This is a genomic window from Lysinibacillus sphaericus OT4b.31, assembly GCF_000392615.1.
Taxonomy (GTDB): Bacteria; Bacillota; Bacilli; order Bacillales_A; family Planococcaceae; genus Lysinibacillus; species Lysinibacillus sphaericus_B.
In genome coordinates this window covers 3,698,448-3,712,447 of record NZ_KB933398.1, presented here as the reverse complement: position 1 = coordinate 3,712,447, position 14,000 = coordinate 3,698,448, and the positions used below count along the sequence as shown (strand labels likewise).

14 protein-coding genes are annotated in these 14,000 nt (G+C 36.4%); 13 read left to right on the top strand and 1 reads right to left on the bottom strand.

Annotated features, from left to right (window positions below; genetic code table 11):
* Positions 1-42 precede the first annotated feature (42 nt).
* From H131_RS17090 to H131_RS17050, 9 genes are all read left to right on the top strand, one after another.
* Positions 43-1,188 carry a M20 peptidase aminoacylase family protein gene (locus H131_RS17090; RefSeq protein ID WP_010860381.1) on the top strand — a complete coding sequence of 382 codons (1,146 nt, stop codon included), beginning with the start codon at positions 43-45 and terminating at the stop codon, positions 1,186-1,188.
* Positions 1,185-2,012: a GNAT family N-acetyltransferase gene (locus H131_RS17085; RefSeq protein ID WP_010860380.1), complete on the top strand. Its 828-nt coding sequence runs from the start codon at positions 1,185-1,187 to the stop codon at positions 2,010-2,012. The genes H131_RS17090 and H131_RS17085 overlap by 4 nt, the downstream gene beginning before the upstream one ends.
* Before the next feature lie 23 nt (positions 2,013-2,035).
* The gene (gene menC / locus H131_RS17080; protein ID WP_010860379.1) at positions 2,036-3,142 is read left to right on the top strand and encodes an o-succinylbenzoate synthase; all 1,107 of its coding nucleotides are present in this window, start codon (positions 2,036-2,038) and stop codon (positions 3,140-3,142) included.
* 65 nt (positions 3,143-3,207) lie between these two features.
* Entirely contained in the window at positions 3,208-4,263 is a 1,056-nt protein-coding gene (locus H131_RS17075; RefSeq protein WP_010860378.1) for a YkvI family membrane protein, read from the top strand.
* 287 nt (positions 4,264-4,550) lie between these two features.
* Positions 4,551-5,501 carry an ABC transporter permease gene (locus H131_RS17070; protein ID WP_010860377.1) on the top strand — a complete coding sequence of 317 codons (951 nt, stop codon included), beginning with the start codon at positions 4,551-4,553 and terminating at the stop codon, positions 5,499-5,501.
* Complete coding sequence (locus H131_RS17065) at positions 5,494-6,447, top strand: iron chelate uptake ABC transporter family permease subunit (protein WP_010860376.1); 954 nt, start codon at positions 5,494-5,496, stop codon at positions 6,445-6,447. The genes H131_RS17070 and H131_RS17065 overlap by 8 nt, the downstream gene beginning before the upstream one ends.
* Complete coding sequence (locus H131_RS17060; protein WP_010860375.1) at positions 6,444-7,205, top strand: iron ABC transporter ATP-binding protein; 762 nt, start codon at positions 6,444-6,446, stop codon at positions 7,203-7,205. Before H131_RS17065 ends, H131_RS17060 begins: the two co-directional genes overlap by 4 nt.
* Positions 7,206-7,264: 59 nt before the next feature.
* On the top strand, positions 7,265-8,275 hold the full coding sequence (locus tag H131_RS17055; RefSeq protein WP_010860374.1) for a siderophore ABC transporter substrate-binding protein: 1,011 nt from the start codon (positions 7,265-7,267) through the stop codon (positions 8,273-8,275).
* A gap of 1 nt (position 8,276) precedes the next feature.
* Positions 8,277-8,591, top strand: coding sequence for an antibiotic biosynthesis monooxygenase family protein (locus tag H131_RS17050; protein ID WP_010860373.1), 315 nt, complete (start codon positions 8,277-8,279; stop codon positions 8,589-8,591).
* 442 nt (positions 8,592-9,033) lie between these two features.
* Here the strand turns inward: H131_RS17050 and H131_RS17045 are convergent, their stop codons facing one another.
* Positions 9,034-9,705 carry a hypothetical protein gene (locus H131_RS17045; RefSeq protein WP_010860372.1) on the bottom strand — a complete coding sequence of 224 codons (672 nt, stop codon included), beginning with the start codon at positions 9,703-9,705 and terminating at the stop codon, positions 9,034-9,036.
* 324 nt (positions 9,706-10,029) lie between these two features.
* Between H131_RS17045 and H131_RS17040 the strand changes: the two genes are divergently transcribed.
* The 4 genes from H131_RS17040 to H131_RS17025 are packed head-to-tail and all read left to right on the top strand — an operon-like array spanning position 10,030 to position 13,995.
* The gene (locus tag H131_RS17040) at positions 10,030-10,932 is read left to right on the top strand and encodes a polyprenyl synthetase family protein (RefSeq protein WP_010860371.1); all 903 of its coding nucleotides are present in this window, start codon (positions 10,030-10,032) and stop codon (positions 10,930-10,932) included.
* 12 nt (positions 10,933-10,944) lie between these two features.
* Positions 10,945-11,103, top strand: coding sequence for a competence pheromone ComX (gene comX / locus H131_RS17035; RefSeq protein ID WP_010860370.1), 159 nt, complete (start codon positions 10,945-10,947; stop codon positions 11,101-11,103).
* 35 nt (positions 11,104-11,138) lie between these two features.
* Positions 11,139-13,379 carry a sensor histidine kinase gene (locus H131_RS17030; RefSeq protein ID WP_036131625.1) on the top strand — a complete coding sequence of 747 codons (2,241 nt, stop codon included), beginning with the start codon at positions 11,139-11,141 and terminating at the stop codon, positions 13,377-13,379.
* Position 13,380: 1 nt separating this feature from the next.
* Positions 13,381-13,995: a response regulator gene (locus H131_RS17025; protein ID WP_230491904.1), complete on the top strand. Its 615-nt coding sequence runs from the start codon at positions 13,381-13,383 to the stop codon at positions 13,993-13,995.
* The last annotated feature ends 5 nt before the right edge of the window (positions 13,996-14,000 follow it).

The following is a 14,000-nucleotide window of genomic DNA, read 5'->3' as shown; positions in this document are numbered from 1 at the left end:
ATAATAGTCTTAATAGTATGAAAATTAAAGGGGTGGTTTGGTATGAAAGAAGCGTTGGATCGCTTGAGGCCTAGATTAATGGAGATTTTCACGTACTTACACGCGCATCCAGAGAAAAGCTGGTATGAGGTAGAAACAACTAATTATATTTTTGAGCTATTAACGCGTGAAGGATATTCACCAAAGCGCTTTGAAAATTGTACAGGACTTTATGTGGACGTAGGTCGAGGAAAACCGAAAGTTGGTTTGCGTACCGATATTGATGCACTGTGGCAGGAGGTAGATGGTGAGTTGCGCGCCAATCACTCCTGTGGACATGATGGACATATGACGATGGCCATTGGTGCTCTGTTACTGTTGAAAGAACAACCACAAACATTCAATGGTACGATTCGTGTAATTTTCCAACCCGCAGAAGAAAAGGGCACAGGTGCATTAGCTATTCTACAAGAAGGAATAATTGATGATTTAGACTATTTATTTGGCGTTCATTTGAGACCTGTGCATGAACTAGAGGATGGTGCCTATTGTGCGGCATTGTACCATGGCGCTTCAAGATTGCTTGAAGGAGAAATAATTGGCGAGGATGCCCATGCGGCAAGACCCCATCTAGGTGTCAATGCAATTGAAGTAGGGGCAACAATTATAGAGGATTTACGTACGATTCATACTGACCCTATGATTCCTGTGTCAATAAAGATGACGAAGTTTCAAGCAGGGGGAGAGTCTGGCAATATAATTCCTGGTAGAGCATCTTTCACCATTGATATACGCGCACAACAAAATGATGTAATGGATACACTCGCTCAAGGTGTAAAACGTGTAGTAGATTCTTCAAAAATCTTGCATAAAGTTCAGATTGAATTACGTACAGTGGCAAATATTGTGGCGGCAGAGGTAGATTCAACCGCCCAATATATTATGGAGCAGGCTATTGTAAAAGCGACAGGTTTATCGAATTTAAGAAAGCCAATTCGAACACCGGGTGGGGAGGATTTTCACCATTATGCTGTTCAACGACCACATTTAAAGACGACAATGTTAGGTTTAGGTTGTGGTTTAACACCAGGGCTACACCATCCAAAGATGAAATTTAAGCAGGCGAGGCTTGTGACTGGAGTTGAAATTCTTACGAATGCCGTATTACTGGCATTAAAAACAAAGAATATAGGGGAGGCGTCAGTATGATGTTAGAAAAAGTATGTATAAAGAAAGTGATTACACCAGTGGAAATTGCTAAGGTGCAACACCTTAACGCAGAAATATGGGGAAGTCAGGCCATTCCCTCTCACCAGTTGCTTGCTGCTGTGCAAAATGGGGGACTATTACTTGGTGCATATTTAGAAGGTCGGCTGATTGGCTTTAATTATTGCTTTGTGGGCTATCAAGAGGGGGAAATGTATCTTCATTCGCACATGATTGGCGTGGAGAAAACATATCGTGAACAAGGTGTAGGGGAATTATTAAAACATGCTCAACAAGAATATGCCAAAGAAAATGGGTTTCAACTTGTCCGTTGGGTATTTGACCCATTAGAAACACGTATGGCTAATTTATCATTTTTGAAATTAAATGCTGTTAGCTATCAATATAAGACGGATTATTACGGTCCGTTACAAGATGATTTTAATGATGGACTACCTTCAGACCGGCTTGCTGTTGAGTGGTGGATTGAACGCAAACATGTAGACGATTGCTTAGACGAATTTGCAGAAAGTGCAGAAGAAATTGTTTCGTGGTCAATGACGGTGGATGGTTTGCCAGTACTTGATAAAGATGGTGAATTTCAGCGTGATCAAGTATTTATTAGGGAGGCTTACTTATTAGCAATACCACAATATTTGCAAAAAATGAAAGTAGAGAGTCCGAAGCTTGCGGAAGACTGGCGTTATAAGGTTCGTACAATTTTAACGACCTTATTTGAACAGGAGTATGCCATCGTTCGAGTGAAGAAACACAAGGAATATGTGAACTTCTATCTATTAGTCAGACGCTCTTTATTAGCTTTATAATTAAGGATAAGGAGTGAATTTTTGTGAGAATAGAAGAAGTTACAATTAGACATTTGAAAATAGCCATGAAGTCCCCATTTAAAACAAGTTTTGGCACGATTCATGACAAAGAATTATTGCTTTTAGAAGTGAAGGATCTATCAGGCACGATAGGCTGGGGAGAAGCGGTAGCCTTTGTGGCGCCGTGGTATACAGAGGAGACATTAAAGACGACATGGCATATGCTAGAGGACTTTTTAATGCCAACCTTGCTACATAAAGATATTGTGCATCCAGATGAGATCAGTGCGATGTTCGCCCCTATTCGGCGTAATTGTATGGCAAAGGCCTCGATTGAAGGAGCGGTTTGGGATATATATGCACAACAAACGAAGCAGTCACTTGCTCACGCATTAGGTGGTCGTAAGGAAATGATTGAGGTAGGCATAAGTGTTGGCATTCAATCCTCTACCCAAAAATTAATCGATTTGTTAAAAGTCTATGTAGAAATGGGTTATAAACGTGTAAAAGTGAAAATCAAACCAGGCTATGATGTTGAAGTGATTCGTGCTATTCGTACTGAATTTCCAGACTTACCATTAATGGCTGACGCCAATTCTGCCTATACCTTAAATGACATTGACGTGTTACGGCAACTGGATGCCTACAATTTATTAATGATTGAGCAGCCACTTGCAGCTGACGATATCATAGATCATGCTACGTTACAAAAGCAGTTGACAACACCCATTTGTCTAGATGAAAGTATTACGTCTTTGGAGGATGTTCGGAAGGCAATTGAACTTGGAAGCTGTGGTGTCATAAATATTAAAATTGGACGGGTAGGTGGCTTAACTGAAGCCAAGAGAATTCATGACTTGTGTCAAGAAAAAGGTATTCCTGTATGGTGTGGCGGTATGTTAGAGGCTGGAATCGGACGAGCGCATAATATTGCCTTAACGTCACTCGCTAATTTTGTATTACCTGGAGATACAGCAGGTTCAAGCCATTATTGGGACGAGGATATTATTACACCTGAAGTGGTTGTAGAAAATGGCTATATTCGTGTACCACAGTGTATAGGTATTGGATATATGCCTAATATGGACGTCATTGAAAAGTTGACAATCAGTAAGAAAATTTATAAATAGGAACTTTCATTGGTGGGAGTCGTAGTACCAGCTGGCACGGGATAAATAAACGGGGAGAGAATTGATTGAAAAAAAGTTTGCAAATCGGTGGTGCCTATGTAGGAATTATCGTCGGTGCGGGGTTTGCATCAGGGCAGGAAATCGTGCAGTACTTTACGAGTTATGGCTATAAGGGGATTTTCGGAGCACTTATTGCCACATTAGGATTTGCCTTTGTAGGAATGTGTATTGCGCAAATTAGCTCAAGATTGCGGACAACATCACATAAGGATTTGATTTATCTAATTTCAGGTAATACGGTTGGTTTTGTGATGGATTATTTACTGTCACTCTTCTTATTTGGTGTGGCTGTTATTATGTTTGCTGGAGCGGGTGCTACATTTGAACAAATGTTTGGTCTGCCAGTGTGGATGGGGAGTATTTTTATGATTGCCTTAACCATTGTCACAGTGATGATGAATGTTAAAAGTATCATTAACATTATTGCTATTGCCACACCCTATTTGTTAGCCGTTGTAACAGTGATAGCTGTGTATTCATTAGCAACGATGGAATTATCCTTTGCAGAACAAGTTGTGATTGCTGAACAACAATTACGAGTAGAATCTAAAAGCTGGTGGGTCACAGCTTTACTGTATATGTCTTTCAACATTGGCGTATGTTTCTCACTTCTTACCGTGATGTGTGGATCTATACGAAATGAGCGAGTTGCAGGAATGGGAGGCATTATCGGAGGAATGCTGTTAGGTGCATTAATCTTACTCATAAATCTCTCATTACTTGCAAAGATGAATATCATAGGTGGAGTAGATATCCCGATGCTCGCCTTAGCGAATGAAATACATCCGATAATTGGTCTATTAATGTCATTATCGTTACTGGGCATGATCTATAATACGGCGGTTGGGATGTTCTACTCGTTCATGGTACGTTTCTTTAAGCCAACAAAGCCTAGCTTTAAGGTTGCCGTCATCTTCATAGGTGCTTTAGGCTTTTTAGCAAGCCTTGCAGGTTTCACCACACTCGTATCGAAATTATATGCTGTGATGGGTTATCTAGGTTTTATTTTAGTCGTGTCTATTGTACTTGCATGGTTAAGAGGAATTCGTCGATTTGCTTGAATAAAAAGGTGATTGAGAAAAGCATACTGCTTTATTCTCAATTACCTTTTTTATTTGGATGAAAAATAGATGAATTATTGAATTATTTTTGTCTTTGGAAAAGTCAAAAATGTCGATATATCATCATTTATACTAGTTTATTAGAGAATATTAAATAAAGCGAGAATAATTCTCATTTGAAGGTTGACTGATATTCCAAACACGCTTATAATGAGAATCGTGAGTAGTGATAATCATTTTCACTAGAAAATGGTTTGCGAATAAAAATGAATCTACCGGGGATTACAATGAAAATTAGATATCTTTTAACAGCAACTATTGTGTTGTCTATTGTGTCGCTGTTTATCGGTGTAGTGAATATTAAGCCGAGTGACTTATTAGACTTCCAATCAGAAGAAACGAGACTATTTTTAATTAGTCGTATACCAAGACTTGTTGCAATTTTGCTTGCAGGTGCAGGTATGAGTATTGCTGGTTTAATTATGCAAAGCTTAAGTAGGAATAAGTTCGTGTCGCCAACTACAGCAGGAACGTTAGATGCAACGAAGTTAGGTATACTAATTTCGATGATGTTTTTCACGAATGTCACGTACTTCCAAAAAATTTCTTTCGCTTTCATATTTGCTTTAGCCGGCACGTTATTGTTTATGCAAATATTAAATCGAATCAAGTTTAAAGATGCGATATTTATACCGCTTATTGGCTTAATGTTCGGAAATATTCTTTCATCTATTACGACATTCTTTGCGTATAAGGCGGATATTATCCAAAACATTTCTGCATGGTTACAAGGAGATTTTTCATTAATGATGAAAGGCCGTTATGAGCTTTTATACATAAGTGTACCTGTGCTGATTTTAGCTTACATTTATGCAAACCGCTTCACTGTAGCAGGGATGGGCGAGGATTTTGCTAAAAACCTTGGTCTTTCCTATAAGTTCGTTTTGAATTTAGGTTTAGTGTTAGTAGCACTTATCTCAACGACAGTGGTGTTGACAGTAGGTGTGATTCCATTCCTTGGTTTAATCATTCCGAATATTATTTCGCTGTTCAAAGGGGATAATTTAGCGAAGACATTACCCCATACAGCCTTGCTAGGTATGTCATTCCTATTATTCTGTGATATTTTAGGCAGGATATTAATTTTCCCATATGAAATTCCGATTAGCATGACAGTTGGTGTTATCGGAAGTGCAATCTTCCTATTTATGTTGTTTAGGGGGAAAGCGTATGCGTAATAGTAAGAAGCTGTTAATTTTAGTAGGACTGGCTATAGTCTTTGTGTTGCTTTATGTATTTTATGAACTAAATGGTAACTATCATTACGCGTTCCCACGCCGCATAATTAAAGTGGTGGCAATGACGTTAACAGGGATAGCAATTGCTTATTCTACAGTTGTTTTCCAAACGATTACACATAATCGTATTTTAACGCCAAGTGTAATGGGTCTCGATGCTTTATATATGTTGGTTCAAACAATTATTTACTACTTCTTTGGCTCGATGTCGGTGTTCGTTATTAATGCACAATATAATTTCTTACTAGCTGTTTCAGCAATGATTGTTTTTGCGTTAATTTTCTATCGCGTATTGTTTAAAGAAGGAAAACGTCCAATTTACTTCTTGCTGCTTGTCGGCATGATTGTCGGAACGTTTTTAGGTAGCGTCACAACGTTCTTCCAAGTATTAATTGATCCGAATGAGTTTTTGAGTTTACAAAGTAAAATGTTTGCAAGCTTTAACAATGTCAATTCGGATTTAGTATGGCTAGCAGGGCTTGTTATTGTGATTACCTTTATTTTTGGCTGGCGTCACATGAGTCAATTAGATGTTATGTCTCTTGGTCGAGATACAGCGATAAACTTAGGGGTACCCTATGATAAACTTGTACAGCGCATGCTTATATTATCTTCGGTATTAATTGCCGTTTCTACTGCACTTGTTGGGCCAATTACGTTCTTCGGCTTAATCGTGGCGAATTTGTCATATCAGTTTTTCAAGACATACAAGCATTCTGTATTAATTGCAGGCTCTTGTATAATGAGTATTGTTGCTTTAGTCGGTGGGCAGTGGGTGGTCGAACGTATTTTTAATTTCGATACAACACTTAGCGTTATTATAAACTTTATAGGTGGCGTATATTTCATCTACCTATTACTAAAGGAAAGTAGGTCAGCAGGATGATCCAAGTTAAAGAAATTTCTAAGTATTTTGGAAAAAAACCGGTCATTCAAGATGTCAGTGTCGAAGTAGCAACAGGAAAAATTACGTCCTTTATTGGACCGAATGGTGCTGGTAAATCAACACTGCTTTCAATGGTAAGCCGTTTACTTAATGCAGACACTGGAGAAGTATTACTCGATAAATCGGATGTACGTCGTTGGAAATCAGATGACTTTGCAAAGCGCGTATCGATTTTAAAGCAGTCGAACTATATGAATGTACGTCTAACAATTCGTGAGCTTGTATCCTTTGGCCGTTTCCCCTATTCAAAAGGAAATTTAAAACCAGAGGATGAGATAAAAGTAGAAGAGGCGCTTCAATATATGAATTTGGATGATCTCCAACATAATTATTTGGATGAATTATCAGGGGGTCAGCGTCAACGTGCCTTTATCGCAATGGTGATTGCACAAGACACAGACTATATCTTACTCGATGAGCCACTGAACAACTTGGACATGAAGCACTCGGTGCAAATCATGAAAATCCTGCGCAAATTGGTGGACGAGTTAGGAAAAACGGTTGTCATTGTATTACACGATATTAACTTTGCATCGGTGTACTCTGACCATATCGTAGCATTAAAAGATGGACGAGTTGTTAAAGACGGTCCAACGCATGACATCATTACTTCGGATGCGCTTAAGGAAATCTATGATATGGATATCCCTGTTCAAGAACAGAACGGTTGCCGTATTTGCGTGTATTTTAACTCTTAGGAACAAAGATGATTAAAGTCATCTGAAAAATATAAAACAAATAAAGGAGCAATTTCACTATGAAGAATTGGAAATTACTTACAGTATTAATGGCTATGATGCTATTAGTATTAGCTGCGTGTGGTTCAAAAGATGAAGCAAAAGAAGAAGATAAAGGTTCAACAACTGATAACAAGCCTGCAGAGGAACAAAAGGACGAAGCAACTGCGTACCCACTTACAATCCCAGGTAGCACAGTTGATGAAAGCACTTTTGCTGACGTTACTTTAGAAAAAAAACCAGAGAACGTTGTTGTTTTTGACTATGGTTTCCTTGATACTTTAGACGCTTTAGGTGTTGAAGTTGCAGGTGTTGCACAAAAATCAGTTCCTGAATATTTAAGTAAATACACAGACACAACATATGTAAATGTTGGTTCTTTAAAAGAGCCTGATTTTGAAGCATTATCTTCTATGAATCCAGATATTATTTTCATCTCTGGTCGTCAAGCATCTGCTTACGAAGAATTATCTAAAATCGCTCCAACTGTATACATTGGTGTGGAGAACGCTGATTTCGTAAACTCTTTCAAAACAAATACTGAATTAGCTGGTAAAATCTTTGGTAAAGAACAAGAAGCTGCAGATGCATTTGCTGCATATGAAGCGAAAGTAGAAGAAATCAAAGCTAAAACTGCAACTGCTGAAGAAAAAGCATTAATCGTTTTAGGTTCTGAAGGTTCATTATCTGCATATGGTCCTGGTTCACGTTTCGGTGTGATTCACGATGTATTTGGTGTAAAACCTGCTGATGAGAAAATTGAAGTATCTACACATGGTGCAAACGCATCATTCGAATATGTGCGCGATACAAACCCAGATGTATTATTCGTAGTTGACCGTGATGCTGCAGTAAATCCTGAAGGCGAATCTGGCACGAAAGCGGCAATTGAAAATGAAATCGTTGGGGCTACTAATGCAGCGAAAAATGGTAAAATTTTCTATCTAGATCCACAATACTGGTACCTATCAGGTGGCGGTATCACTTCTGAAACTGCAAAAGCTGACGATGTTTTAAAGGCTTTTAACTAATATGTTTGTACAAATTAAACGTATGGTCGTTACGGAAGGGAATTCGGACAAAGTTGTTGAGCGTTTTGGTACTAAAAAAGATGGTCCATCATTGCTAGAACAACAACCAGGGTTTATTGATAAGCAAGTATTAGTTAAGAAAGTACGTCGTGGTGATGAGGAAGTGCTTATTGTGGTTCGATGGGAATCAGAAGAAGCATGGAAAAATTGGGAGAAGAGCCCTGAGCATGTTGCGGGTCATAAAGCAAATGCCGGTAAGCCAAAGCCCGAATACATCATTGAAAGCGGACAAGAAGTATATTATGTAAAAGCTTAATAAACTAGAGGTGTCTCAAATCTTTTGAGGCACCTCTTTAGACTGTGACAAACTCAAAAATTGAGTTTGTCACAGTCTTTTTTCTTTTAAAATAGAAGTATCTTTATGAACCCGTTGATTTGCGCTACGGTGGACGCTTTTCGCGTGCATGGCTTCAGTCTCCTCATGCCATTTCCGCAGAAGTCGCCGCCTGCGCTCCAATCAACTCGTGTACGTAAAGTTGGGCGACTAAGTATTGATCCGATTGTCCTGTTAAAAATGATCTTTATTCAATAGGTATTTGGTATTTGTTCTATGCGGCAGACGTGTTTCTATTCTTGCGGGTATTTTAGTAGGGGGGCAAGTACAAAAAAACAGTTTAGTTTTTTGTGCCTTACCCCAATGTATGAGTAGTTTAAGGGGATTTCATAAGTGGTCATGCTAAACAGTTAATTCCGATATGTTAATGTTTAATGGATGCCTTATTCCATGTGTTAAATGCTGAGGCAATATTAAATGAGATACCGCTTTCACTTATTGAAACGCCAGTAAATTTCGAACTAGATCGTGTTTGTTCACAATAAATATTATTTTCACCAATATCTGCAGAAGGAATAGCAATTTCTGCCTTCGAGTCTTTGTAGTAAAAAGGTAAGTCAACGTTTCCCCCTATTTTAACGGTATTACCTATGGAGGAAGTACTAGAACAATTGTGATTAGTGGTGTCCCTATTTAATACCCCTCTTGCATTGATAATACTAAACTGTGCTGCTGTATAGATGCTAGGTTTACTTATATTTAATCCAGAGGTAAATGGTGTTACTAAGGGCATAATTGAAAGACTGTCTTCAGCTACTCTTCTAATCCCGTATTGATCAATAGTATTGTCTAGCTTTTGCTGAAACGAATTATCAAATCCAGGAATATCACTAATAAAATTTGAAAATGTAGATTTATTTTTATACTCAGTTAATGTTTCTTTATAAGCTTGTAATTCCGTTTGAATAATAATTTGCTCAACATATTGTTGTTCACTCGTCGGCTTTTTAATTGTAATTTCTTCTGCCGAGACAGATATAGTGCATGAAAAAGTAGCGGCAATTATTAAAACAGTTTCGTTTTTTCCATTTTTCATATCAACCACTCCCAATATTGGAGAATTTCCTTATATGTTTCTCAGTAGTTTTCATTACTAGCCTATGTATCTTTAACCTAGTTTAAGCGTAACATCAATAAGGACGCCATTTCAACGGGGAGTTTACGCCAAAAAGTGGCGGTAGTAATTCAATACCGCCACTTTTTTTACTATTTGTTTGCAGAAATTGGCGTGAACTTCTTGAATACCGCCATTATTTGGCGGTATCTATGTACTACCATTTCTTTTACATTGCGATTCATAGTATTATTTCCCATTAATCTATATAATATTTATTAATATAATTAAGGGGGTAGAGGACTATTGAGGGAGCTGGATGAACGGATTAATGAATCGTTGGACATGGTTATTGAAAACGAGGCATTGCTTGGTGTTGAATTAAAGACTATGCTTAAAAGTTTTAAAGAAGAAAAGACATTAGTAGGTTATTCATTTGGTAAACTATGCTTTTGGCATTATGAAGCATATACAGATAGTTTTAATGAAGATATTTATAAAGTTGCTACAGCTATTGAACTTTTAATTTTGTCCTTTGATATTATTGACGACTTGCAGGATAAGGATTCGGACTATAGTTGGAGCAAAACACCTGAACTATCTTTAAATGCAGCTTTAACTATGCTCGTTATGGCATCTAGAACAATACAGGAGACATCCTTTGAACACAAAAGTGTGGCTATACAACTGTTAGAAGAGTATGCATTACGAAGTATCAACGGCCAGCAATTAGATTTACTTAATAACTGCCGGGACGAACAGTCCTACTTACAAATGATTGAACTGAAGTCTGGATCATTAACAGCAATGAGTTGCTTAATTGGGGAAGCGCTTGCAAAAGGAAGAGTATCTTCTGGAATGGAGGAATATGGTAAATGCATAGGTGTTATCCAGCAAATAAAAAACGATATTCAAGGTTTAAAAACTTGGGGACCCAAAAATGATCTACTAAATAAAAGATACTCATTGCCTATTATTTATCTTATGTCTCAGAAAAATGATGTTTCAAAATCAGTAGTAAACTATTATAATAATGATATAGTTTCATTTTTGGATAATAATGCCACAAAAAATGAATTGACAAATGGCGGCGCAATACGTTATACGATTACTATAAAAAATGTCTACAAGTTCAAGGCGTTGCATAATCTGAAAAATGTTGCTATAAACGATTTAGGTAAAGAGTACGTATTAAAACTAATGAGATGAGGAGTGATTTGTATGATTAAAGTAATTCAGTATCTTGAACCAAAATCAGTACTAGTTACATTATTAAAGGACCAAAAAGCCTCATTAATTGGAATGTCGTTTATAGAAAAAAAAGCAATTTTAGATGCGTTTAGTGGTGAGATTGATTTAGAAAGTGATATTTGGAATTAAAAACATTGAATAGTAAGATATTCTGGCCCGCTATAATGCTTTATTTAGTAATTGGTCTTTATCTGAATTATGTAAATTATAGCGCGCCTTTTTTAGATATTGAGGTAGAAAAAGAGAATGGCAAGTGGGTAGTAACCAAACCTTATTATAAAGGCTGGGCAGAAGGGCAAAATATATCTGCAGGTGATGTTGTTTTAACTATAGATAATATGCCAACTGATAATCAAAAACAGGTGAAATATAAATCAGTAATATTATCTGCTAATTCTTTAACAATAAAGAAACCAGATGGAGAAATAATAGATATACATATTAAACATTTAGATATTCCTCAGCAATTTTACTATATATTAATAATTCCAGCTTGTTATTTTTTATTAACTCTATTCGTTACTGTCTTTCTACATTTTAAACAAAAAAATACATTGCTTACTAACTTGCTTATTCTTTTCATGCTTACTGTTTCATTAGCTTATGTAAGTAGTGGTGTCTCTGGTAGATTAAATGGTGTTGGGATTATAGTAAATCGTAGTAGTATGCTGTTATGTTTAGTCCTATTATTGCATTTTTTAAGAAATTATTTTTCATTTGTAAAGATAAATTGGGTGTTTACAAACCATATCAAATTCTTTTATATATTCCCTATGATGGCTTTAATACTGGGCTGTATGGGCACTATTTATCCTGCTTATAATAATGCACTTTCTAATGTAGTATTAGCTCTTTTCTTAATTCTTCTAATCATTATACTTAGTATTTTATTGTTTAGCTATTTCAAATACAGCTCACCTCAGTTGAAAATATTATTAAGTAGTATATTGATACCGTTTCTGCCATTTCTTTTTTTATATGCACTCCCTGAAATTTTATTCCATACACATATACTTAAGGCAGAAATTAGTTCATTATTTTTATTACTAATTCCATTTAGCTTTATCTTTACACAATTAGCGGAACGACTATTTGATATCGAATATCATATTACGAGATTGCGCTATTATGTAATATTTTCTTTAATATTTACGGTGTGGTTTACTGTTGGGTTGTATTGGATTGCAGGAAATTATCTAACAAAGACTGTCTTGTCAGGCGTGTCCTTCTTTACATTTTCATCGTTAGTTATACTTTTTTACATAAAAGAAAAGGTCGATTATCGCAAACGGAAAATCCTATTTTCAACAAAAGGGGATTATATACATCAGCTATATACTGCTGTCGATAGGATTGGTAAAACAATTAAAATGAACGAGTTACTAGAGAAGTTTGCTCAGGAGGTTTCACTGCACCTTGAGCTTGAGCATGTATTTGTATTAACCTATGACTATGGCACAAATCAATTTACTTCAATGGTTGAGGGAAAGGTTCCGATTAATCCTGAGTTAATGGAAGATATAAAATTAGGAGAAATACGGAAAATTGACAAGGTCTATCTAGCTTTCCTCCATCAAGATTCTCATTACAAAAGAGCCTTAGTATTGGGACATAACAATTCAATCCACTTAAAAGATGAAGAGCTTTTATGGCTGGAATTGCTCCTGTTATATGTAAATAATTTTATTGAAAATACAAAGATGGTGGAAGAACTGTTAGAGGAACTAAAGCATATGAAGCAAGCGGATGATAGTCAATTACCTTGGTTAAATAAGCTACTATGGTTAAGGTTTGAAGAGGAGAAATATCAATTAGCTCAAGAATTACATGACACTAACTTACAAGAGCAACTTCATATTGCTCGAGAAGTTGATGTCCTAGTGAATGCAAAAGACACTGCAGATATTCAACAAAAACTGGAGAATATTCATAAGCAAATGGTTGCATCTTTACACGATTTAAGAGCCTATTGTGAAAATCTGAAGCCCCCATTATTGGACACATTAGGGCTAAACGCTGCATTAGAAAAGCTAATTCGGAAAGTGACCGAAAGAGCTAGTTTTGTGTTAATTTATACAATTGATCGTCTTTATTTAGAGGACGAGCGCTTGAATTTAATGATTTATCGATTGTTTCAAGAATTACTTAACAATGCTTTGAAACATTCTTATGCAACAACAGTTGAGGTTTATCTCAAGGAAATGGACGATGGATTTGAGATCCTCTATAAGGATGATGGTGTCGGCTGTAATGTTGATGATATTATTGTTGCAACTTCAATGGGGATTAGAGGCATGCAAGAGCGAGTAAAGGCCTTTGATGGACACTTTTACATCAATACACGAGTTAATGAAGGGATGTCTATTAGAATTATAGTAAAAGAAGGAAGTGACACACTTGATTAAGATGCTCATAGTGGATGATCACCCTATTGTGTTAGAGGGAACTAAGAATTTATTTAAAGAAAATGAAGATATTTTAGTTGATACTGAAAGTGATGCAACTTCTGTAATACAGAGAATTAAGAACAAGCCGTATGATATTTATTTAATTGATATAAATATGCCTTTAGAAAATGGCATTAACTTAGCTCGAAATCTTAAAGCGATACAAACAGATGCTTCTATTATCCTTTATACAGGTGATGATATTACTGATTATTATCCACTTATTTTAGAAAGGAAAATTGAGGGCATATTAGCTAAAACGGCCTCGAAAGAGCAGATTTTACGGACAGTAAGAGCAATAGCGAATGGTGAAATTGTTTTACCTAAAAATTTCTTGGATTTTCTAGATAATCGATTTAAATTACAGGATGCAAAGCTTGATATTCATTTAAATGAAAAAGAAAAGAAGATATTAAGACTCATTGCACAGGGCCATACGAATCGAGCTATTGCCATTGAATTAAATATTCCGCAACGAACAACGGAGAGATATTTAACACAGTTGTTCACTTTACTAAATGTAGATTCTCGCACGGAAGCTGTGGATCTTGCAGAAAAAATGAATTTACTGTAGTTTTC

Bases quoted from the DNA above. Each gene is read 5' to 3' on its own strand.
- H131_RS17060 (WP_010860375.1), top strand. From the start codon at position 6,444: ATGATCCAAGTTAAAGAAATTTCTAAGTATTTTGGAAAAAAACCGGTC.
- H131_RS17025 (WP_230491904.1), top strand. From the start codon at position 13,381: ATGCTCATAGTGGATGATCACCCTATTGTGTTAGAGGGAACTAAGAAT.
- comX (WP_010860370.1), top strand. From the start codon at position 10,945: ATGATTAAAGTAATTCAGTATCTTGAACCAAAATCAGTACTAGTTACA.
- H131_RS17045 (WP_010860372.1), bottom strand. From the start codon at position 9,705: ATGAAAAATGGAAAAAACGAAACTGTTTTAATAATTGCCGCTACTTTT.
- H131_RS17030 (WP_036131625.1), top strand. From the start codon at position 11,139: ATGCTTTATTTAGTAATTGGTCTTTATCTGAATTATGTAAATTATAGC.
- H131_RS17085 (WP_010860380.1), top strand. From the start codon at position 1,185: ATGATGTTAGAAAAAGTATGTATAAAGAAAGTGATTACACCAGTGGAA.
- H131_RS17090 (WP_010860381.1), top strand. From the start codon at position 43: ATGAAAGAAGCGTTGGATCGCTTGAGGCCTAGATTAATGGAGATTTTC.
- H131_RS17050 (WP_010860373.1), top strand. From the start codon at position 8,277: ATGTTTGTACAAATTAAACGTATGGTCGTTACGGAAGGGAATTCGGAC.
- H131_RS17055 (WP_010860374.1), top strand. From the start codon at position 7,265: ATGAAGAATTGGAAATTACTTACAGTATTAATGGCTATGATGCTATTA.
- H131_RS17065 (WP_010860376.1), top strand. From the start codon at position 5,494: ATGCGTAATAGTAAGAAGCTGTTAATTTTAGTAGGACTGGCTATAGTC.
- H131_RS17070 (WP_010860377.1), top strand. From the start codon at position 4,551: ATGAAAATTAGATATCTTTTAACAGCAACTATTGTGTTGTCTATTGTG.